The organism is Nocardiopsis mangrovi, from assembly GCF_042653925.1.
GTDB classification, from domain to species: Bacteria; Actinomycetota; Actinomycetes; order Streptosporangiales; family Streptosporangiaceae; genus Nocardiopsis_B; species Nocardiopsis_B mangrovi.
The window spans coordinates 95,693-116,611 of record NZ_JBHSFQ010000018.1 but is presented as its reverse complement, the minus strand read 5'-3'; the positions used below and the strand labels follow the sequence as shown (position 1 = coordinate 116,611).

Genomic DNA, 20,919 nt, shown 5'->3' with positions numbered 1-20,919 from the left:
GTCGGGGGTGGGCGGGGGGCCGCGGCGGCGGGCCCGGGGAGCAGGCCGGCCGCCGCGGCGCGCGCGGTACCGGGACAGAGCGGCGCCTCTGCCGGGCGCCCTCGGTACCGCGGGCGGGTGGTCCCCGGCGGGCCCGCGGGGCGGCGGGATCCCACGGAGAACGGGGACTCTGGGTGGTCGATCGTCAGTGGCCGGCGACCGGTGGCCAGTGGCCGGTCAGTAGCCGCCGCCGCTGCCGCTGCCGCCGGGGGCCTCGGCGCCGGCGCCCTCACCGGCGGCGCCGGCTCCGGTCTCGTCGCCGGCCTTGCCGCCCTCGGGGGTCATCGCGAACCAGGTGCCGCTGACACCTTGCCCGTTGACGTCGCCGGGTGCGGTGTCCTCCGCGTAGCGGTAGACGGGCCAGCCGCCGATGGTCACCTGCTCCAGGCCGTTGTCACGGGTGACGCTGCCGATCAGGGACGGGTCGCCGTCGAAGTCGAAGGTCTCCATGTCCAGCACGGGCGGCCATGCCTCGGCGCAGTCGCCGTTGCAGTTGGTCGCCGGCGGCTCGGCGGTGTCCTCGTCGAACCGGTAGAGGGTAAAGCCCTCGTTGTCGGTCAGGATCTCGCCCAGTTCGGGGTGGTCGACGGTCTCGATCCCGGTGGGGCAGTAGCCCTCCAGCCAGACGCCTTCCTCGTCGCGGCCGTCGTCGTTGTCCTCGGCGGCGCGCATGCCGTTGGGGCTGATGGCCCACCACGTGCCCGCCGCGCCCTCGCCCTCGATGTCGCCGGGCTCGGCGTCCTCCGCGTAGCGGTAGACGGGCCAGCCGTCCACGGTGACCTGCTCGGAGCCGTCCTCGCGCTGGACCGTGCCCAGGATCGAGGCGTCGCCGTCGAACTCGATGTCGTCGCTGCTGAGGACCGGCGGCCACGCCGTCGCGCAGTCGCCCTCGCAGTTGGAGGCCGGCGGGTCGGCGGTGTCCTCGTCGAACCGGTAGAGGGTGAAGCCCTCGCCGTCGGTGAGGACGTTGCCGAGTTCGGCGTCGTTCGCGGTCTGGAGGACGACCTGCTCGCCGCCGGCGCCTTCGGCGCCCTCGGTGGCGTCCTGTGCCTTCTGGCCGGTGGGCGCGACCGACCACCACGTGCCCGCGGCGCCCTCGCCCTCGGTGTCACCGGGGGCGGCGTCGCCCGCGTAGCGGTAGACCGGCCAGCCGCCGACGGTGATCTGCTCGGTGCCGTCCTCGCGTTCCACGGTGCCCAGCACCGAGGCGTCGCCGGCGAACTCGACGTCGCCGTCGGTCAGGGCGGGCGGCCACTGGGTCTCGCAGTCGCCGGAGCAGTTGCTCGTGGGGGGTTCGGAGCTGTCCTCGTCGAACCGGTAGAGGGTGAACCCCTGGTCGTCGACGAGGGTGACCCCCGCGTCGCCGTCCCCGGAGATCTCCAGGGCCGAGGGGAAGTAGCCGTCGCCGGACTCTGCGGTGGAGTCGTCGGTCGCGGCCTGTCCCGGGGGGTTCACCTGGTCGGAGAACGCCGATGTCAATCCGGCCGCCATCACCAGGCCCGCGGCACCCGCCGCCACGGCGATGAACGTGTTCCTGCGTCTCATCGAAGGCCCTCCATGGGGCTCGCACCGCGGCCCTGGCCCGAGGGGGTGCCCCCTGGGTCGGCCCGCTGCCTTTGCTGTCCCCCACAACACGGGGCGGGGGGCCACCCGGTTCACCCCAATGTGAGAAGGGTGTGTCGGCGCAGGTCGTCGGCGTCGGGAACACCGGAGCGCCGCGTTGGCGGGCGCGGGGAGGAGGCCGCGGAGGGGCGGATCCGGGCCGCGGCGGGCCGGAGCCGGGCCGCGGTGGACGGGGAGCGGCCTATGAGCAGCCGCACTCCGATATGGCGTCGGCGAAGGTGTCGAGGGTCTGGCCCGACGCGGCCTCGTTGTTGGCCATGAACGCGAACGCGAGGAGCCGTCCGTCGTCGTCGTAGACGGTCCCGGCCAGCGTGCTCACCCCGCTGAGGGTGCCGGTCTTGGCGCGGACCACCCCGGCGCCGCCGGCGGCGTCGCTGTCGTGGGAGTACCGCTCCGTCAGGGTCCCGGTGAAGTTCGCCGTGGGCAGCCCCGTGAGCGTGAAGTAGAGGTCGGGGCGGTCGGGGTCGGCGGCGGCCAGCACCAGGTCGACCAGCGCCTTGGCCGTGATGCGGTTGTCGACCGACAGCCCGCTGCCGTCCTCCACGTGCACGTCGTCGATCCCGAGGTCGGCCATGACCTCGTCGACGGCCGCGGACGCGCCCTGGAACGACGGCTCCTCGTCCATGGCGATCGCGGCCTGGCGGGCCAGCGCCTCGGCGACGTTGTTGTCGCTCTCCAGCAGCATCTTCTCGACCAGCGCGGAGATCGGGGCCGAGGCGACCGTCGCGATCCGCCGGGCGGACTCGGGGGCTTCGGCGGGCGACGGGCCGCCCTCGACGGTGATCCCGGCCGCTTCGAGCCGCTCGGCGAACGCGTCGGCCGTGACCTGGGGCGGGTTCTCGACGCGCTCGCTGTAGGACTGGTCGGGGTGGACGCGGCCGCCGTCGAGCATGAGGGCGTGCACCGTGGCGACGCTGCCTTCGTCGACGTAGCTCGGCTTCCACCCGGGGCCCATGTCGGACCCGGGGTAGAGGGTGTCGTCGTAGCCCAGCCGGACGGTGTCGAGCCCCTCGTCCTCCAGCGCGGCGGCGGTGTCCTCGGCGAGCGCCTCCAGCGTGGCCACCCGCGGGTAGGCGCCGGGCTCGATCTCGGCGGTCAGGGTGGGGTCGCCGCCGCCGACGATCACGACCGAATCGCCGTCGAGGACGACGTCGGTGTGCACGCGCGTGTCGGGCCCGGCGGAGTGCAGCACCGTGACGGCCGTGACGACCTTGGTGGTCGACGCGGGGACCGCGCCGTCCTCGGCCTCGCGGTCGAACAGGGGCTCGCCGGTCGCGGCGTCGGCGACATAAGCGGAGAGCCCGTCACTGATACCCGAATCCGACATGGGATCATCGAGCTTGTCCGCCAGCCGGTCCGGGTCGATCCGGTCGGCGTCCTGCGGCGCCACGGCCGGCGCGTCCTGCGCGACGGCGACAGGGTAGGGCATCGCCGCCTGCGGGCGGGACTCGATCACATCCAGCACGACCACGGCCGCCACCAGCACGAATATGTTGAGGATGGCCAAGGCGAGGAGAGCTCGGGCCCGTACCTGCCACACCCCGGCACCTGCCTTCCTGACCTGCGAAAACTTCGAACAGTAGAAGCGACACTAGTCGTAAGGGAAGCCGAGAACAGCATGGAATTCGACGTCACGATCGAGATCCCCAAGGGCGAGCGTAACAAGTATGAGATGGATCACGAGACAGGACGTATCCGGCTGGACCGGATGCTGTTCACCTCGACCAGCTACCCCGCCGACTACGGGTTCATCGAGGGCACGCTCGGCGACGACGGCGACCCGCTCGACGCGCTCGTCCTGCTGAAGCACCCGACCTTCCCGGGGTGCCTCATCCGCTGCCGCGCCATCGGCATGTTCCGCATGCGCGACGAGGCCGGCGGCGACGACAAGCTCCTCTGCGTGCCGGCGACCGACCCGCGCATGGAGCACCTGCGTGACATTCACCACGTGAACGAGTTCGAGCGGTTGGAGATCGAACACTTCTTCACGGTGTACAAGGACCTGGAGCCCGGCAAGTCGGTCGAGGGCGCCACCTGGACCGGCCGGCACGACGCCGAACTGGAGGTCGTCGCCTCGGTGAAGCGCGCCGAGGAGGCCGGGGTGCACGGCGACAGCTCGCACATCAAGGTGGAGGAGTAGGCCGCCACCGGACCGAGGAGCAGGGTGCGACCGCGGAACGACGGGTCGCCCGGCGACAAGGGACGCCGCCGCCGAGAACGCCCCCCGCGGGCCGCGCGGGAGGCGACCCCCGGGCCCGGCCTTCCCTGCCGCACGGGCTCATCCGGCACCCGCATCCGCGGCGTCCCCCTGGTCTCCGGCGGCGCCGCGTCCTTCCGTATCCGTGTCCGCGTCGCTGTCCCGGGGTGCCCCGTCCGTGCCGGTGTCCTCGGGTGCCCCCACGATGCCGGGGGCGTCGGCGGTGCCGCCGACACCGCGGTCCGCCACGGCCAGCAGGTAGACATAGCAGGCCAGCGCGGCGATGAGCAGCGTGCACGCGAGGACGACGAACCCCGGCAGCAGGCGGACGACCGCCGGCCCGTCCGCGTCCCGCCGCTGCGGGACCGGGAAGCCGGCCCGGTCGAAGGAGCCGGCGCGCGTCGCGATGTAGGCGCGCTGGCCGCACCGGTCGACCTGCGCCACCCCGCTGAGCACCCGCACCCGCAGGCAGTCGGGCCGAACGGTACCGAGCGCCGGAGCGTCGGCCGCGAAACCACCGCCGCCGCGCCGTCCTCCCGGGGCATCGGCCGGGGCGCCGCCGTCGTCGCGCCGCCCTTCCGGGCCGTCGAGCCCGGGCGAGGGCCCGGCGCGGTGGCGCGCGCACTCGGACAGGGCGAGGGCGAGCAGCCATTCGCGCAGCCGGGCGGGGTCGCCGAGCCGGTCGATGTGCGCGCGGGCGACGATCAGCGTGTCGCGCAGTATCGCCTGGGCGAGGTCGTGATCGCGCAGGTCGCTCCAGCACGCCTGGTAGATCTCGTCGCCGTGGGCGTCGTAGAGCCGGGCACAGGCGTCGGCCGGGCGTAGGCGCCGCGAACGCAGCGCCAGGACAAGGTCCGGGTCCGTCATGGTTCACGAATTTACGGTTCTTCCCGGGCATCGGCCGTGATCTCGCCGAATCGCGTGCCGTCCCCGGACGTTTCCCGTGATTCCGGGCGCGCCCGGGAGTGTCGGCGCGTCCCGACCTGGTCACCAGGTTGCCGCCCGGCCTGCGCGACGGCCCGCCGCCCGCACCCGGCCGCGGGCGGACCCCGCGGCGTCGAACGGGCTCATGTCCGGATCCGGGCCGTTCGCCACCGGGCGGCTCCGGGGAGCGCGCCGTCCTCCGGGGGCGCCGCGGGCACCACCGAGGCCGCGTTCGAGCCGGCCGGCCGGCGGGTGTGAGCAGGTGTGACGGGTGCGACCGCGCCGGAGCCACCGCACCAGGGAGGAGCGGATCAGCCGAGGCGGGTGTGGGCCGTGTCGGCGAGGACGTCGATGTCACCGGAGCCCAGGACGTCGGGGCGGTCGAGGATGTAGCGGACCGCGGCGCGCGGGCGGGCGATCACCGCGCGTCCCGAGCGCATGACGGGTTCGGGCAGGTGCCCGGCGACCAGGATCACGGGGACGACGGGCGGCCCGGGGTCGGGGCCCGGCGCGCCCAGCACGCGTTCCAGCCGGGCGGCGCGGGCTCCGGCGCGATCGGAGACGCGGTCGGCCGGCTGGCCGCCGATGCGCCACGCGCCCGCGCGGGCCACCACCCGGTACGGCCGTGTCAGGGCCTCCAGCAGATAGGCGCCGCCGGGCCCGATGGCCAGGTGGCGCGACGCGCCGTCGCGGACGAGCCGGTAGCCCCGCCGCTCCAGTTCGCGCAAGGGGCGCTCGGGGCCGCCGCCCTCCGCGGAGGGGACGCGCGGGGCCGCGGTGGCGAGCAGGACGTAGGTGAGGGCCGTGAGCCCGGCCACCAAGAGGCCGGCGCGCCAGTCGATGAACCCCGTGGCCATGACACCGGCACCGACCGCGATCAGCGCGCGCACCGCGAACCGCGCCTTCCGGGCGCCGGGGGCCGCGGTGGGCCCCCCGGCGGAACCGGGGCGGATCGATCCGCCGTCCCCCACCACTCACCTCCGGCACATCCCGCACAGGCGGGGTGTGTGCTCATCCGACGTGCGGGCGCTGCCGCCCCCCGCGCCGACCGGGATGCGGGCTCGGTCGCCGTTGACCACGCGTTCCGCGCGAAGCGGTCCGCCGTGCTCGTGTCCGGTACCGGCCGTCCGGCCCGGATGACGCTCGCCCGGCGCGTTCGCCGCCCTGGTAAGGCGGCCCGACGCCGGGCACCCTAATGCCATCACCGAATACCGGGGCATCGCAATGTGTTTGCGAAAAATTGGTCCCGACGGATACCCATATTCCGGGCGGGCAGAGGTCGTCCGATCAGCGGTCGGAGACCACGGCACGCCCGCAGTGACACATCCGACACGCACGGGCGGGCGATCGGGTTGACACCTCCGCGGCGACTTGATGTCCTTACGCGCATGCACCCGCGCACCCGCCTGGTCCGGACCGTCATGGCTCGAAGCGCCCTTGTGGCCGCTCGCCGTGTGGCCGGTGCGCTGTGTCCGTGTCCTTCGTGTCGCGGCGACCGCTGAGCCGGACCGCCTTCCGCGTACCCGCTCGATCCGCCGCTCCCCCGGGGCCTGTCTCCGTGCCCTGTGGATCCGCCCGCTGATGCGTTCCCACGTTCGCGGGCGAGACGTGCGGACCACCGCCCGTTTCCACCCGCCGGCGCCGCCGTCCGCGTACCCGAGTCCGCGTACCCGGCGCCCGGCCCCATGAAGGACCGTCCCACGTGTCGTACGACCTTTCCGCGCCCGCCCGCCCGTCCTCTGGCACGGTCGGCGCGCCATCGCGCCCGCACCGGGCCGCACCCCGCCCCGATCCGTCCCCGGCACGCGACGCCCACCCGGCCGCCCGGATACCCGGGCCGGCCCCCGCTCCCCCGGTGTCGCCGGAGGGTATCGGCGACATCACGCAGGCCGGGCACACCAGCGGCTACGCCCACCTGGCCGGGCGCGGAGTGCCCACGGTGGGACGGCTGGTGGCCGCCGCCCGCACGGCGTCGGCCGCACTCGTGCGGCCCACCCTGTGGCCCCGCCGGCGCGACCACTGGCAACCCGCGCCGCGCGCGGCCCGGCGCGGCGTGACCGGCAGGATGAAGGTGACCGCCGCCGTCCTGGAACCGAACGGGTTCACGGCCGTTCCGGCCGACGGCGCGCACCGCCCCGCGGTCCTGCGCCTGGCGCACGGCCGGGCGCACCTCGTGGCGGTCGCCGACGGCGGCGAGATGCTCGCGATCCAGGAACTGGCGCCGGGCCGCACGCGCGTCCTGGGCTCGGGTGACGGCTACCGGCTGATCAACACCGGAACCGAGCCCGCCGTGGTCGTGCGGGTCACGGTGTAGCCCACGGGATTCCCCGCGCCCGGCATCGACCGACGCCGGGCGCGGGGCCCGGGTGTCCACCGGTGCCGGGCGCGTGCCCGGGCCGGACGGACGTGCGGCCCGGACGCGGTCGGGGCTCATTCCCGCGGTTTCCCGGCGGCGGCGCGCAGGGCGTCGTCGACGGCCTCGATCTGCCGCAGCAGCCCCGCCATGCGCTGGCCTTCGGCCATGTAGGCGTGCATGACCTGGTCGATGGCGTGCGTGGGCAGGTGGTCGCGCAGATCGACCCGGGTGGTGCGGTACCCCTGGCGCGCGCCTTCGAGCGCGGCGGCGACGTGCTGGCGGGCGAGCCGGGAGAGCGCGACCGGATGGCGGCGCAGCACCCCCTGCAACCGGTAGTCGGCGGGCACGTGGTCGAACAGCCAGACGACGGCGGTCTGCTCGAAGGACTCCGACCCGGGCGGATGCACACTCGCCGGCCAGTCCGGGGACAACTGCTGGTCGGACATGCTCCCAGCATACCCACCGCATCGCACACACGTTCGACGCGGACGGCGCGGGTTCGGGGGGAGGCCGGACCGGGGCCCGGATCGCGGGCCCCGGTGGGAGTGGTCACCCCTGGGCCTCCTCCCGTGCGGCGGCGGTGCCCTCCTCCTCGCTCTCGCGCCGCTCCACCTCCACCCGGATCGCGTATTCGGCGGCGTCGACCGCCGCGCGGGCGGTGATCGCGTTCGTGTGCGCCCGATCCAGTTCGTCGAGCGCTATGCAGTCGAACGACACGCGGGCATCGTGGATCGCGGCTTCGAGTTGGCGGGACGCTTCGTGCAGGCTCATCCGGATATCCCCCTATCCCTCTGGGCTGTGCGGCTCGGGGCCGCGCGTTCCGGTACGCGCCCCGCTGGGGGCGAGGCACGCGTTACGGATGCGTACCCGTGTGATCCGACCTCATGTCTGCGCGCCCGAGAACGCCCGCGCCGCCGCTCTTCCGGCCGTGCCGGATCGCGTCCGGCCGTGCCAGATGGGTCACGTCCCCCGGTCGCGCGCGGCGCCGCGCTCCGCGTCCGGCGATCCCCGCCCCCGGCGCCCCGCGCCTGCGCACCGCCCGTTCGCCGCCCGTTCGCCGCCCGGGACCGCCCCTCCGCCACTCCCCGGGACGGCGCCCGGATGATCGGGCGGCCGCGCCGATCGGCCCTGGTGCGTCGGCGTGCGCCGTTAGCATGGCCCTGACCCAGAGAGGCAGGGAAGGCACATGCGCAACCGCTATCCGGGAAGCTGCACCACTTGCGGGACGGCCGTCGCGGCCGACGCCGGTGTCGTTCTCAAGGAGGACGGGCGGTGGCGCACCTACTGCGCGGAGCACGAGCCGAAGCCCGAAGCGCCTCCGCGCGGCGACCACCTCGGCTGGCACACCGGCGACCTCGCCGGGTTCGACTCCGAGACCTCCTCCAACGTCCCCCGTGACGCGTTCCTGGTGTCCGCGGCGCTGGTCGACACCACCGGGGCCACCCGCACCTGGCTGGTCGACCCCGGCGACCGCGAGATCCCCGAGGACGCCGTGGCGGTGCACGGCATCTCCACCGAGCGCGCCCGCGACGAGGGGATCCGCGCCGAGGACGCGCTGGAGGAGATCGCCGACTCCCTGGCCGGGCACCTGCTCGCGGGGCGCGGCCTGGTCATCTTCAACGCGCCCTTCGACCTCGTCGTCCTCGCCGAGGAGCTGCGGCGCTACGGGATGAAGTCGATCGACGACCGGCTCTCCGGCCCGCCCTCGGCCATCATCGACCCCCTGGTCATCGACCGCGGCGTCGATCCCTACCGCCGCGGGGCGCGCAACCTCGGTGCCATGTGCGCGTTCTACGGCGTCGACCTGACCGACGCCCATTCGGCGCACGGCGACGCCGTGGCCTGCCTCGAGGTGGCCCGCGAGATCGGCGCGCGCCGTCCCGACATCGCGTCGCTCGGCCTGGCCGAGCTCCACCAGCGCCAGATCGACTGGGCGGCCGAGTACGCCCGCAGTCGCCAGGAGTGGCTGGACCGCCGCCGCCCCGGGCACGGCAGGGTGATCGACGGAAGTTGGCCCATCTCGGCCATCTGACCGGCCCCGCGCCGCTGCGAACGCGGCCCCGCGGCCCGTACGGCCCTTCGGGGGGCCGTGCGGGCCGTTCGCGCACGGTCGCCCGGGGGCCCGCTGCCACCTGCGGGGGTGCCCGGCCGGGTTCCGCTCCGCACCGCCTTATGGGAGCCCCGCACACGCCGCGGCGCCGCGGCCGGACCGCCGACGGCCGCACTTCTCCGCGCGTGCCCGATTAGCCCCGAAGGCCCAAAAGGTCACTGTTTTACCTTTGAACCACTACGCTGGGCAGCCGCGCGCTCTGGAGGCGACCCCTCCACCGCGCGGCGCAGCGCACGCCCGGGCCCGCGCGCCGACCACCGCCCCGCCGATACCGGCGGTGCCCTGACCGGTTCCGGACGACACGGGCGAGGCGCGTGGCGCAGTGTGACCCACTCGTCGCACTATTGACCGATACACGACGATGCTGTGCGCCGAATGCGGCCGCGACGCGGTGCGAACGACGCGTTCGAGAACTCCCTGGAGGGGTAAGAAGCGCCTGTTTCACAGCACTTGTGCTGGATGCGATGCGTTCGCGCGTCGGCTGAGGCCGCGGCGCGGATAGCGACGCGGTCCGGCGCGCACTGCGAGAGGAGGCGGCGCCCCAGGCGCCGATCAACGTGGCGGACAACAACAGCAATAGACCCCCGGGGGACGGCTCAGACGCCCCCGTTGGAGAATCCAACGTCACGGCCGTGAACGAGCCGTATACGACGGAGGACCTGCTCTGGGAGCCCCCGCTCCACGGGGCCGCAGACCGGTCCAAGCCCCGGACCGACTGGCTCGTCTTCACCGTCGCCGCCGCGGCCGCGCTGGCGTTCCTGGCCTGGGGCGTGTCCTCGGCCGAAGGACTCGGCACGATCGCCGGATCCGCTCTCACCGGACTGATCCACTACGGCGGCTGGGCCTTCGTGCTCGCCGCCTCGGCGTTCGTCGTCATCGCCCTCTGGCTGGCCTTCAGCCGCTACGGCAACATCCGGCTCGGCCGCGACGACGAAACCCCTGAGTACAACACGATCTCGTGGATCTCCATGCTGTTCGCCACCGGCATGGGGATCGGCCTGATGTTCTTCGGCGTGTCCGAGCCGATGGCCCACATGCTGGAGCCGCCGCCCGGCACCGGCGGGGGCTCCGAGGCCCAGACCGCCGCCACCGCCATGGCGACCACGATGTTCCACTGGTCGCTGCACCCGTGGGCCATGTACGCGGTCGTCGGCCTGGCGATCGCCTACGGCACCTACCGGCGGGGCCGCCGCCAGCTCATCAGCGCGGCCTTCACCCCCCTGATCGGCAAGCGCGCCGCCAACGGGCCCATCGGCAAGGCCATCGACGTGCTGGCCATCTTCGCCACCCTCTTCGGTTCGGCGTGCTCCCTGGGCCTGGGCGCACTCCAGATCGCCGGCGGGTTCCTGGAGATCGGCCTCATCGAGGGGATCAGCGTCAGCTTCCTGACCGCCATCATCGTCGCCCTGGCCGTGTGCTTCGTGGCCTCGGCGGTGTCGGGGATCGACAAGGGCATCCAGTGGCTGTCCAACGCCAACATGCTGATGGCCGCCCTGCTGCTCATCTTCCTGCTCGCCGTCGGGCCCACCGTCTACATCTTGAACCTGGTCCCCACCACCCTCGGGACCTACCTCCAGGACTTCTTCACCATGGCCGCCCGCACGGAGGCCAGCGACGGCGACGCCGCGCCCTTCCTCCAGAGCTGGACGATCTTCTACTGGGCGTGGTGGATCTCCTGGACCCCGTTCGTCGGGATGTTCATCGGCAAGATCAGCCGCGGCCGGACCATCCGCCAGTTCGTGGCCGGTGTCATCATCGTCCCCTCGGTGGTCAGCCTCATCTGGTTCGCCATCATGGGCGGCACCGCGATCAACCTGTTCGAGAACGGGTCCGACTTCTTCGACCCGGCCAACCAGGAGGCCAGCCTCTACGGCCTGCTCGGGAACTTCCCGTTCGCGACCGTCGTCAGCGTCCTGGTCGCCGTGCTCGTCGCGGTCTTCTTCATCACCGGCGCCGACTCCGCCTCGATCGTCATGGGAACCCTGTCCCAGCGGGGGGCGAACGACCCCAAGACGTGGATCACCGTGTTCTGGGGCGTGCTGATGGCCGCCGTCGCCGGGGTCATGCTCGCGGTCGGGATCGTCACGGCCGGGCCCGATGGCGACCAGGGCGGCGCGCTCACCGGCCTGCAGAACCTGACCATCCTGGTGGCGGCCCCCTGGACGGTCGTCATGCTGCTGCTGTGCGTGGCGCTCATCAAGGACCTGCGCAAGGACCCGCTGATCGTGCGCGGGCACAAGGCGCAGGAGGTCGTCACCGCCGCGGTGGTGACGGGTGCCCAGGAGTACGACGGCGACTTCCAGCTGGAGATCTCCGCGGTCGACGAGGTCCCGGTGTCCGTGCCGGAGGAGGCGTCGACCGGGGCCCACATCCACGGCCCGAGTTCCGAATGCCCCGAAGAGGGCAAGGACAAGCGGCCCGACGGCGGCTCCGCACCGGAGCCGACCGCCCCGGCGCCCGAGTAGCGTCCCCGCTTCTACCCGGACGCCGATAGCGCGAAGGGGCCTTTCCCGCCGACCGCGGGGAGGGCCCCTTCGCGCTGCCGGGGGGCAGGGCGGCCCCCGCCCTCCCCGCATGCCGGGGCTCCGGCGGGGTAGCGGACCGCACGGCAACCGTCACGACGACCGCATCCGAGGTGCCACATGCTGCAACTCATCGCGATCCTGCTGGTGATCTGGCTCGTCCTGACCCTGATCGGCATCGTGTTCAAGGGCCTGATCTGGCTCGCGGTCATCGGCGTCATCCTGTTCGTGGCGACCGCCCTGTGGGGCTGGTGGCAGAAGCAGAAATCCTCCTGACCCCGCCGCGGCCTCCGCCCCCTGCGGCTCAGGTGCGCAGGCCGATCGTCGCGCTGGCCCGCCGCTGGTCGGTGGGCAGCCACGGCAGCGGCACCAGGCCCGTGAGAAACCCGTAGTCGCCGGCCAGTCGCCGATCGGCCTCGCTGTGCCCGGCGTGCACCTGCCCCCACCACGCGGCGATGTCGGCCCACCCCGGCGCGGACAGCGACCCGCCCGTGTGCTGCACCGACAGCGCGGCCGACAGGTTGGCGAACCGCAGGCGCTGCTCCAGCGGCCACCCCGCCAGCGTCCCCACGATGAACGCCGCCCCGAACACGTCCCCGGCGCCCGTGGTGTCGACCGCGTCGAGCACCAGCCCCTCGACCGCGGCGGTCTCGCCGCTCACCTGGTCGACCGCCAGCGCCCCGCGCGGGCCGTCGGTGACCACGGCCACCGGGACGTGCTCGGACAGCGCCGAAAGCGCCGAGGCCGGGCTGCCGGTCCGGGTGTAGGACATCGCCTCGATCGCGTTGGGCACGAACGCGTGGCAGTGCTTCAGCTGCTCCAGGACCGAGCCGTCCCACCGCTGGCTGTCGTCCCAGCCCACGTCGGCGAAGATCCGCGCCCCGCTGCCCGCCTGGTCGAGCGCCCACTCCGGCAGGTCGGCGTCGGGGCGCAGGCTGACGAAGACCGCCCGCGCCTGCGGCAGCGCCCGCGCCATCTCCGCCGGCGGGACGGGTGACGGGTGCTCGTGGGTGACCATGCTGCGGTCGCCGCGGTAGGCCAGGGACACCGTGAAGGGCGAGTGCCAGTCGGGGATCCGCCGCGACGCGGTCAGGTCCACCATCTCCTGTGTGCCCAGCGTCTCCCAGGAGAAGTCGCCGTAGACGTCCTCGCCGAAGGCCGCCGCGACCGCGGTGCGCAGCCCCAGGCGCGACGCCGCCACCGCCAGGTTGGCCACCCCGCCCGGGCACGACCCCATGCCCTCGGCGCCGACCTCCGTGCCCGATGCCGGCGCCGACGCCAGCCCGGTGAGGACGATGTCGAAGAACACCGTTCCGCTCAGCGCCAGGTCGATGGCGGGACTGTCGGGTTCGCGCTCACCCGCCAGTACGTCCCGCGGTTCGCCCACGAGCGGCGTCGACTCCAGGTCGGCCGCCTTCTTGCCCTTCGGTCCGCCTCCAGTGTGCTCGCGCCCCTGAGTCGCCATCGCCTATCCCCGCCCCCGGTCGTATGAGGTGTAGGAGTGCAGGGTACGCAAGGTCGCCCCGTTCGCGCGCCCCGCAGGGGGCCGTGATCGCCGGGAAACGCCGCTGGCACTACGGTGGACGCGGCGACGGACCGGCGAAGGGGGACGGCACAGTGCGATTGACGATCCTGGGCGGGGGCGGGTTCCGGGTCCCCCTGGTCTACCGGGCACTGCTCGCCGACGGCCTGCGCGACGACGCCGTCATCACCGAGGTGGTGCTCTACGACACCGACCCGCGGCGGCTGTCGGCGATCGGCGCCGTCCTGGAGCGCCAGCGCGACGCCCACCGCACGCGGCACGGCGCGCTGCCGCGCCCCGACGTCCGCGCCGAGACCGACCTGGACGCGGCGCTCGACGGCGCCGGCATGGTGTTCTCCGCGATGCGCGTGGGCGGGATGGCCGGCCGGGTCCTCGACGAGCGCGTGGCCCTGTCGGCGGGCGTCCTGGGCCAGGAGACCGTCGGCGCCGGCGGGATCAGCTACGGGCTGCGCACCCTCCCGGTCGCGCTGCGCGTGGCCCGCGCCGTCGCCGAGCGCGCGCCCGAGGCGTGGGTGGTGAACTTCACCAACCCGGCCGGGCTGGTCACCGAGGCGATGTCGGGGGTGCTCGGCGACCGCGTGGTCGGGATCTGCGACTCCCCCACGGGCCTGGCCCGCCGGGCGGCGCGGGCCCTGCGCCTGGACCCTGCCGCGGTGCGGGCCGACTACGCCGGCCTCAACCACCTCGGGTGGCTGCGCGGGCTGTGGTCGGGCGGGCACGACCGGCTGCCCGATCTGCTCGCCGACACCGAGGCGCTGGAGTCCTTCGAGGAGGGGCGGCTGTTCGGCGCCGCCTGGCTGCGCGCCATCGGGGCGCTGCCCAACGAGTACCTGCACTACTACGACCTCGCCCGCGAGGCGCGGGCCGAGGCGCTGGACGCCGCGCAGACCCGCGGCGAGCAGATCGTCGGCCAGCAGGCGGCGTTCTACCGGGCGGCGGCCGACCGCCCCGATGAGGCGTTCACCCTGTGGGACCGCACGCGCGTGGAGCGCGAGGCGACCTACATGGCCGACAACCGGCGCGCGGCCGGCGGGTTCGAACGGGCCGAGGAGGACCTCGACGGCGGCGGGTACGAGGAGGTCGCCCTCGCGGTGATGCGCGCGGTCGCGCGCGACGAGCCCGCCCGGCTCATCGTCGACGTCCGCAACCGCGGGGCGCTGCCCGGGCTCGACGCCGACGCGGTGGTGGAGGTCCCGTGCCTGGTCGACGCCTCGGGCGCGCGTCCGCTGGCCGCGGCCCCCCTCGACGGCCGCCAGATGGCGCTGGTGCACGCGGTGAAGTCGGTGGAGCGCGACGTCATCGAGGCCGTCCGCACCGGCTCGCGCACCCCCGCGCTGCGGGCGTTCGCCACCCACCCGCTGGTCGATTCCGTGGCCACCGCCCGCACCCTGCTCGACGGCTACCTCGGCGCGTTCCCCGACCTGGCCCGCACCCTGCCGCACCCGTAGGCCGCCGCCCCCGAGCCGCACGAGAAGCCGGCGGCCCGGAAGAGCATGCGCGGCCCGCCGGCACCGGGGGTACCCCCGGTCGCCGGGACGGGGCTCGACGGACCCCGCGGACCGCGGAGGAAGAACGGCGCCGCCGGCCGGCCGGAGCGCGGGCCTCAGCCGGCCCGGCCGTCGCCGATGCGGGCGACGAGTGCCGCCGCCCGGTCCTCGGGGAGCCCTGTGGCGGCGCGCACGGCCGCGACCGCGTCGGCGCCGCGGCCCTGCGCCAGCAGGCCGCGGACGAGCTCCAGGGTGTCGTCGGGCAGCGGCCGGCCGGTGCCGGGCTCCGGGTCGCCGGGGTCCAGCAGCGTGTAGCCGCCGGGCGCGGGCACCGGCTCGGCGGCGGGAACGGGGCCGGGCGCCGCCGGAGGCGGCTCGTCGCCGGCCCCCAGCCGGTCGGTCACGACGGCGCCCACGCGCAGCACGACCACCGCCGCCAGCACCACGAGCACCATCAGCAGGAACCCCATGCCGGGGTCCCTACCCGGCCCGGCGCGGCTCAGTCCCGGTGCGGGCGGTCCCGCCGCGACATCGTGCTCATCGCCGCCGCCACGGCCGCCGACGGCGCCCGCGACCACTTCCGCCCCCCGGGACCGCGACCGGCCTGAGCCCCCGGGGCCCACCGCCACCCCCTCGGCCGCCCGACCCGTCGGATCGCGCCCTGTGCACCTCCACCCCCGATACGGCCGGTTCTCCCGAAGCCGCGGCGAGGGGCGCGGCGACCCGCGAGCAGCCCGCGGCGGGTCGACGGACCGGCGGACCGGCGCGACGAGCGGCGGGGCCGCCCGCGCACGCCGCTCAGTCCGCGCCGATGTCCTCGGGCAGCAGGGTCCTCAGCTCGTCGACCGACGGCTCCCGGCCGGCGGCCAGGCGCTCGATCCGGCGGGACTGGCGGGTGATGCCCGCCTCCACCAGCTTGCGGACCTCGCGCCCGTTGCCGTCGGCGAACCGGTCGGCGTGCGCCGCCAGGTATGCGGCCACCGTGTCGGCGGTCTCGTCGGGCACGGCGAAGTCGCCCGCCCCCGCCATGCCGCGGAAGATGTCGACCAGCTCGGCGGCCGTGAACGGAGCGAAGGTGATCGTGCGGGAGAACCGCGAGGCCAGACCCGGGTTGGTGGCCAGGAAGCCGAGCATCTCCCCGGTGTAGCCGGCCGCGATCACCACGACCTCGTCGCGGTGGTCCTCCATGAGCTTGATCAGGGTGTCCACGGCCTCGCGGCCGAAGTCGTGCCCGCTGGCGCCCTCGCGCGCCAGGGCGTAGGCCTCGTCGATGAACAGCACCCCGCCGCGCGCGCTGTCGAAGACCTGGCGGGTGAGCTGGGCGGTCTCCCCCACATAGCGCCCGACCAGGTCGGCCCGGCTGGCCTCGACCACCTGCCCCTGGGCGAGCACCCCCAGCGCGGCCAGCAGCTCCCCGTAGATCCGCGCGACCGTGGTCTTGCCGGTGCCCGGCGGCCCGGCGAAGACGAGGTGCCGCGACGGGGACGCCGCCTGGAGCCCGGCGGCCTGCCGGCGCCGCGACGCCGAGATGAGGTTGATCAGGTCGGCGACCTCGCGCTTGGCCTCGGCCAGGCCGACCATGGCGTCGAGCCGGCCGAGCAGGGCGGCGGCCTGCTCGCGGTCACGCGGCGCGCCGACCCGCGAGGCGAGCCCGGTCTCGATGATCCCCTCCAGGTCGGCGGCGGTGAGCAGGGCCAGGCTATCGGCGTCGAGGACCGCGCCCTCCTGGGAGAGCCGGACGGCCTGGCGCTGGATCGCCGCCTCGAAGATGCGCCGGGCCTCACGGCCGTTGCCGAACGTCTCGTCGCGGTGCATGCGCCGGAAGTGCCGGGTGAACAGGTCGGCGACGCCGTCGTCGAACACGTACCCCTGCCGGTGCGCCATGCCCGCGGCGATGACGGAGAGGTCATCGGGGCTGTAGTTCTCGAAGTCGATGACGCGGGAGATCCGCGACCTGAGCCCGGGGTTGGCTCCGACGAACTCCCGCATCTCGCTGGAGTACCCGGCGAAGACCACGACGACCTCGTCGCGCATGTCCTCCATCAGCTTGATGAGGGTGTCGATCGCCTCCTGGCCGAAATCCGAGCCGGAGCCGAACCTGCGGGAGAGCGTGTACGCCTCGTCGATGAAGAGCACGCCGCCGCGGGCCTTGGCGAACAGGTCCGCGGTCTTCTTGGTGGTGCCGCCCAGGTGTTCGGCCACCAGGTCGGCGCGCGACGCCTCGATGAAGCGGCCCTGCTCCAGCACCCCCAGCGAGCGCAGGATGCGCCCGTACAGCCGCGCGACCGTGGTCTTGCCGGTGCCGGGCGGGCCCGAGAAGACGAGGTGGCGGCCGACGCTGAGCGCGGGCAGCCCGGCCTCGCGCCGCTTCTCGCTGACCTGCTGGAAGCTGACGAGGGCGCGGACCTCCCGCTTCACCCCCTCCAGCCCGATCATGGCGTCGAGTTCGGCCAGCAGCTCGGGCAGCGGCTGCGGCGCGCCGCCGGCGCGCGCCTGGGCCGCGGCGTCGGCCCTGGCCCGGACCCGCCCGGCGGCCCCGGTGACCTCGGTGCGCTCCAGGCGCAGCCCGGGATGGTGCTCGCCCTCGATGACCAGGCCTTCGTCGACCTCCAGGGTGCACCCGATGAACTGGAGGCGGCTGCCGTCGTCGAGGTAGGCGGCGGAGCGGCTGGAGCCCGAGACGGTGCAGCCCTCGATGGTGACCGTGCTCTCGCCGGTGGCGGCGACGCCGATGCCCATGCGGCCGGTCACGGTCGAGTCGCGCAGCCGGAGGGTGGCGTGATCGACGAGGATCCCCTCCCTGGCGCACGCGGTCAGGGTGGAGCGGACGATGTCGGCGTGGCCCGCCTCGCGGACGGAGATCCCCATCTCGGTGCACGACTCCACGTGGACGTCGATGAGTTTGAGCGTGGAGCCCAGCGCGTCGATCCCGTACCCGGTGTCCTTGACCACCACGGATTCCATGGTGACGGTGGAGGCGTCGTCGACCCGGACGGCCGTCGCGGGACTGCCGGTGATCTCGGCGTTGCGCAGTTCCAGCCGGGCGCGGCGCACGTGGACGCCGGCGTGGTCGGGGTTGCCCGCGCCCTGGACGCGCAGGCCGGAGGCCGTCACCCGGGCGTCCTGGAGGACGACACCGTTGTTCCCCGTGCCGGAGATGTGGGTCCCCGTCAGCCGGGCCGTGCCGTCGATGACGCTGACCCCGGTGGCGGCGGGACGGGTGATCCGCACGTCCGTGCAGACCAGGTCGGCTTCGTGGCACATCACCCCGGCATTGGGCGAGTCCGTGATGTCGCAGTCGGTGAGGACGGCGTTGCCGGCCTGCGCGACGTGGACGCTGTTGCGGCCCTCTCCGCCGCCGGTGACCCGGCAGCCGCTGAGGGCGGCCGCCGACCCGGTGACGTGGACCGGCTGTCCGCTGCCGCCGGTGATCTCACAGTTGTGCAGCTCCGCCGTCGACTTCTCTCCGATGTAGACGGCGGACGAGGCGGCGTTGCCGCCGCTGATCCGGCTGTCGCGGATCACCGGTGACCCGCCGATGATGTAGACCGTGTGGTTCCCGCGGTACCCGGTGAACTCGCAGTCCCTGACGACCGGCGATCCCCCGGCGCTGACGGCGAGCCTGGCCATGTCGAACCGGCACCCCGACGCAGATCCGCCCGAGCCGAGGAAGTCGGCGCCGGAGCCGATGAACGCGCACCCCTCCAGGTCCATCCAGGCGTCCTTGGCCGTGACGTCGTGGTGTGCCGTGAACGTGCAGCCGACCGCCTTGAGCGATGCCCCCGGGTCGACGTAGACCACCGGGTATTCGGCGCTGTCGCCGCGGACGGTCAGGGTGTAGGTCTCCAGCCGGCCGAAGACCCGGAAGGCGTTGCCGTCCCCGCCGCGGGTGATCGTCACGGTGCCCGGGCCGGCGGCGGGAACGATGATGACGTTCCGGTCGATCGTCAGGCCCGGCTCGATGTAGTGGCCCGGATCGACGTGGATGTACAGGTCGGAATCGGCGTAGGAAGGTGTCGCGAGCGCCTGTGCCAGGCTCGGAAACGCCCACGGGTCGCCGCCCTGTGACACCCGGACCGTTTGCATCCTCACGCTCCTCGGGGCGCAGTGCCCGGCCGCACCGGCGGCGTGGGCTTCGAACAGTGCGAGCCGTGCGATATGTACCGTATCGACGTTGCGGCCAGGCTGTTTCAGCTCTCCGGGCGGGTCGCCGCCCGAAGGGGCCGACGGGAGGAGCGGCAGGCCCGGGACCAGGCCCGGAAACGACGAAGGGCCCGGTACCCGGCCGCTTCCGCGACCTGGTCCGGACCCTCATCCGAGCCGCCTGTCGGAATCGAACCGACGACCTATTCATTACGAGTGAATCGCTCTGCCGACTGAGCTAAGGCGGCGCTACCCGGATGCAGCCCCGTTCGCACGGAGCGGCACCATTCTAGCGGGTTCCGCGACCGCCCGGCACCGTGCGGCGGCACGCCGCCCCTCTCATTCCGGGCACACCGTGCCGTCCTCGGGGACCTCTCCGTCGAGCAGGTAGGCGTCCACCGCCGCGTCGACGCACGCGTCGCCGGTCCGGTAGGCGGTGTGCCCGTCTCCCTCGCGGGTCAGCAGCACCCCCGATTCCAGCCGCCCGGCCAGGGCCTCGGACCACGCGTAAGGCGTCGCGGGGTCGCGCGTTGTCCCCACGACCAGGATCGGGTCGGCGCCCGCCCCTGTCAGGGGCGCCGGTTCCGCCACCGCCTCCTGCGGCCAGTACGCGCACGGCAGCGCACCCCAGGCGAGGGTCGGCCCGAAGATGGGGGACTCCGCCGCGGCCTCGGCCGCCGCCTCCTCGTAGGCGTCGATGTCGCGCGGGCTGGGGTGGTCGGCGCAGTTGACCGCGACGAGCGCGGCGGTGGAGTTCTCATACGCCCGTTCCGAGTCCCGGTCGTAGAGGCGGTCGCCGAGGCGCAGCAGGGCGGTGCCGTCGCCCTCGAAGGCGTCGGCGAGCGCGGTGCGCACCTGCGGCCAGAAGCTCTCGCTGTAGAGGGCGGCCACGATGCCGGTCTCGGCCCGGGTGCGGTTGACCTCGCGGCCGTCGCCGAGGTCGTTGCGCAGCGGCTCGCGGGCGGCGCCGGAGAGCAGCCCCTCGATCCGTTCGGTCGCCGATTCGACGGTGTCGTCCGGGCCGCCGAGCGGGCAGTCGGACCGGCGCAGGCAGTCGGTGATGAACGCCCGCAGGGCGGTCTCGAACCCGCTCGCCTGCTGCACGCTCAGCTCCAGCTGGTTCACCGACGGGTCCACGGCGCCGTCGAGCACGAGCGCGCGCGCCCGGTCGGGGAACAGGTCGGCGTAGAGCGTGCCGATGTAGGTGCCGTAGGACTTGCCGAGGTAGGTGAGGCGGTCGTCGCCGAGCACCGCGCGCAGCACGTCCATGTCCCGGGCGACGTCGGCGGTGCCCATGTGCGGCATGAGGTCGCCCGAGGACTCCCAGCAGGCGTCGACGAACTCGCGGTTGCCCTGCTCCACCTGGCGCAGGCCCTCGTCGGTCAGCTCCGCGACGTCGCCGTCCTCGCTGTCGTACTCGGCGCCGAGGAAGTCGTCGAGGTCCTCGCGGTCCAGGCAGGTGACCGGGGAGCTGCGGCCCACGCCCCGCGGGTCGAAGCCGACGACGTCGTAGCGCTCGCGGACCTGCTCGCTGACGATCCCGGTGGCCGAGCCGGCGTAGTCGTAGCCCGACCCGCCGGGCCCGCCGGGGTTGACGACCAGCGAGCCCTCGCGCGCGCCCGCGGCGGGCAGCCGCTTGACCGCGATCTCCAACCGCGGCCCGCCCGGGTCCTCGTAGTCGAGCGGCACCTCGAAGGCGCCGCACTCGAACCCGGCGTCGCATTCCTCCCAGGAGATCTCCTGGCCGTGGAACTCCGCGAGCGGATCGCCCTCCTCCCCTTCCGGACCGCCGGAGGGGGCGGGGGCGCATCCCGCCGCCAGGAGAGCGGCCAGCACCGCCGGCACGGCGCCGCGCGCCCATCGCGTCGTGTTCACGCAACCCCGTCCTCATCGGTGTCGGCGGGCCGGAGGGGATCCGGTCCCGCGTGTCCCGGCCGCGACCCGCTCGCGCGCCGGCCCGGGTCCGTTGTCGGCG

General features: G+C 74.1%; 16 protein-coding genes and 1 tRNA gene. 6 read left to right on the top strand and 11 right to left on the bottom strand.

Annotated elements, in window-relative coordinates; genetic code table 11:
• Window positions 1–216: 216 nt before the first annotated feature.
• The gene (locus ACFO4E_RS18510) at window positions 217–1,584 is read right to left on the bottom strand and encodes a hypothetical protein (protein WP_378576479.1); all 1,368 of its coding nucleotides are present in this window, start codon (window positions 1,582–1,584) and stop codon (window positions 217–219) included.
• A gap of 259 nt (window positions 1,585–1,843) precedes the next feature.
• Complete coding sequence (gene dacB, locus ACFO4E_RS18505) at window positions 1,844–3,202, bottom strand: D-alanyl-D-alanine carboxypeptidase/D-alanyl-D-alanine endopeptidase (RefSeq protein WP_378576477.1); 1,359 nt, start codon at window positions 3,200–3,202, stop codon at window positions 1,844–1,846.
• Between the two features lie 78 nt (window positions 3,203–3,280).
• Here dacB and ACFO4E_RS18500 point away from each other — a divergent pair, with 78 nt between their 5' ends.
• On the top strand, window positions 3,281–3,802 hold the full coding sequence (locus ACFO4E_RS18500; protein ID WP_378576475.1) for an inorganic diphosphatase: 522 nt from the start codon (window positions 3,281–3,283) through the stop codon (window positions 3,800–3,802).
• A gap of 138 nt (window positions 3,803–3,940) precedes the next feature.
• On the opposite strand, the gene ACFO4E_RS18495 is transcribed toward ACFO4E_RS18500, so the two are convergent.
• Together ACFO4E_RS18495 and ACFO4E_RS18490 are read right to left on the bottom strand one after the other, a co-directional pair.
• Window positions 3,941–4,726 (bottom strand): RNA polymerase sigma factor, encoded by a 786-nt coding sequence (locus ACFO4E_RS18495; RefSeq protein WP_378576474.1) that lies wholly within the window; start codon window positions 4,724–4,726, stop codon window positions 3,941–3,943.
• Window positions 4,727–5,094: 368 nt separating this feature from the next.
• A complete protein-coding gene (locus ACFO4E_RS18490) occupies window positions 5,095–5,754 on the bottom strand; it encodes a hypothetical protein (RefSeq protein WP_378576472.1) in 660 nt (219 codons plus the stop codon).
• 884 nt (window positions 5,755–6,638) lie between these two features.
• Here ACFO4E_RS18490 and ACFO4E_RS18485 point away from each other — a divergent pair.
• Window positions 6,639–7,097: a hypothetical protein gene (locus ACFO4E_RS18485; RefSeq protein ID WP_378576470.1), complete on the top strand. Its 459-nt coding sequence runs from the start codon at window positions 6,639–6,641 to the stop codon at window positions 7,095–7,097.
• A gap of 116 nt (window positions 7,098–7,213) precedes the next feature.
• On the opposite strand, the gene ACFO4E_RS18480 is transcribed toward ACFO4E_RS18485, so the two are convergent.
• Window positions 7,214–7,585, bottom strand: a complete 372-nt coding sequence (locus ACFO4E_RS18480) for a hypothetical protein (RefSeq protein ID WP_378576468.1) — start codon at window positions 7,583–7,585, stop codon at window positions 7,214–7,216.
• Window positions 7,586–7,688: 103 nt separating this feature from the next.
• A complete protein-coding gene (locus tag ACFO4E_RS18475) occupies window positions 7,689–7,910 on the bottom strand; it encodes a hypothetical protein (protein ID WP_378576467.1) in 222 nt (73 codons plus the stop codon).
• A 415-nt stretch (window positions 7,911–8,325) separates the two neighbouring features.
• Between ACFO4E_RS18475 and ACFO4E_RS18470 the strand changes: the two genes are divergently transcribed.
• From ACFO4E_RS18470 to ACFO4E_RS18460, 3 genes are all read left to right on the top strand, one after another.
• Window positions 8,326–9,171, top strand: a complete 846-nt coding sequence (locus ACFO4E_RS18470; RefSeq protein WP_378576465.1) for an exonuclease domain-containing protein — start codon at window positions 8,326–8,328, stop codon at window positions 9,169–9,171.
• Between the two features lie 710 nt (window positions 9,172–9,881).
• Window positions 9,882–11,714, top strand: a complete 1,833-nt coding sequence (locus ACFO4E_RS18465) for a BCCT family transporter (RefSeq protein WP_378576463.1) — start codon at window positions 9,882–9,884, stop codon at window positions 11,712–11,714.
• Window positions 11,715–11,891: 177 nt separating this feature from the next.
• Complete coding sequence (locus tag ACFO4E_RS18460; RefSeq protein WP_378576461.1) at window positions 11,892–12,047, top strand: hypothetical protein; 156 nt, start codon at window positions 11,892–11,894, stop codon at window positions 12,045–12,047.
• A 28-nt stretch (window positions 12,048–12,075) separates the two neighbouring features.
• Here ACFO4E_RS18460 and ACFO4E_RS18455 read toward each other — a convergent pair whose 3' ends face one another.
• Window positions 12,076–13,236 carry a carbohydrate kinase family protein gene (locus ACFO4E_RS18455; protein WP_378576460.1) on the bottom strand — a complete coding sequence of 387 codons (1,161 nt, stop codon included), beginning with the start codon at window positions 13,234–13,236 and terminating at the stop codon, window positions 12,076–12,078.
• Between the two features lie 152 nt (window positions 13,237–13,388).
• Between ACFO4E_RS18455 and ACFO4E_RS18450 the strand changes: the two genes are divergently transcribed.
• Complete coding sequence (locus ACFO4E_RS18450; RefSeq protein WP_378576458.1) at window positions 13,389–14,762, top strand: 6-phospho-beta-glucosidase; 1,374 nt, start codon at window positions 13,389–13,391, stop codon at window positions 14,760–14,762.
• Between the two features lie 155 nt (window positions 14,763–14,917).
• Here ACFO4E_RS18450 and ACFO4E_RS18445 read toward each other — a convergent pair whose 3' ends face one another.
• The 4 genes from ACFO4E_RS18445 to ACFO4E_RS18430 all read right to left on the bottom strand — a co-directional run bounded on the left by ACFO4E_RS18445 (window position 14,918) and on the right by ACFO4E_RS18430 (window position 20,819).
• Window positions 14,918–15,271, bottom strand: coding sequence for a hypothetical protein (locus tag ACFO4E_RS18445; protein WP_378576456.1), 354 nt, complete (start codon window positions 15,269–15,271; stop codon window positions 14,918–14,920).
• A gap of 328 nt (window positions 15,272–15,599) precedes the next feature.
• Window positions 15,600–18,887 (bottom strand): AAA family ATPase, encoded by a 3,288-nt coding sequence (locus ACFO4E_RS18440; RefSeq protein WP_378576454.1) that lies wholly within the window; start codon window positions 18,885–18,887, stop codon window positions 15,600–15,602.
• Window positions 18,888–19,119: 232 nt separating this feature from the next.
• Window positions 19,120–19,192: transfer RNA gene (locus tag ACFO4E_RS18435), tRNA-Thr, on the bottom strand.
• 91 nt (window positions 19,193–19,283) lie between these two features.
• Window positions 19,284–20,819 (bottom strand): alpha/beta hydrolase, encoded by a 1,536-nt coding sequence (locus ACFO4E_RS18430; protein ID WP_378576452.1) that lies wholly within the window; start codon window positions 20,817–20,819, stop codon window positions 19,284–19,286.
• Window positions 20,820–20,919 lie beyond the last annotated feature (100 nt).

Excerpts from the sequence above, each read along its gene's own strand:
- ACFO4E_RS18460 (WP_378576461.1), top strand. The coding sequence starts at position 11,892 with ATGCTGCAACTCATCGCGATCCTGCTGGTGATCTGGCTCGTCCTGACC.
- ACFO4E_RS18445 (WP_378576456.1), bottom strand. The coding sequence starts at position 15,271 with ATGGGGTTCCTGCTGATGGTGCTCGTGGTGCTGGCGGCGGTGGTCGTG.
- ACFO4E_RS18455 (WP_378576460.1), bottom strand. The coding sequence starts at position 13,236 with ATGGCGACTCAGGGGCGCGAGCACACTGGAGGCGGACCGAAGGGCAAG.
- ACFO4E_RS18480 (WP_378576468.1), bottom strand. The coding sequence starts at position 7,585 with ATGTCCGACCAGCAGTTGTCCCCGGACTGGCCGGCGAGTGTGCATCCG.
- ACFO4E_RS18475 (WP_378576467.1), bottom strand. The coding sequence starts at position 7,910 with ATGAGCCTGCACGAAGCGTCCCGCCAACTCGAAGCCGCGATCCACGAT.
- ACFO4E_RS18500 (WP_378576475.1), top strand. The coding sequence starts at position 3,281 with ATGGAATTCGACGTCACGATCGAGATCCCCAAGGGCGAGCGTAACAAG.
- ACFO4E_RS18495 (WP_378576474.1), bottom strand. The coding sequence starts at position 4,726 with ATGACGGACCCGGACCTTGTCCTGGCGCTGCGTTCGCGGCGCCTACGC.
- ACFO4E_RS18510 (WP_378576479.1), bottom strand. The coding sequence starts at position 1,584 with ATGAGACGCAGGAACACGTTCATCGCCGTGGCGGCGGGTGCCGCGGGC.
- ACFO4E_RS18440 (WP_378576454.1), bottom strand. The coding sequence starts at position 18,887 with ATGCAAACGGTCCGGGTGTCACAGGGCGGCGACCCGTGGGCGTTTCCG.
- ACFO4E_RS18470 (WP_378576465.1), top strand. The coding sequence starts at position 8,326 with ATGCGCAACCGCTATCCGGGAAGCTGCACCACTTGCGGGACGGCCGTC.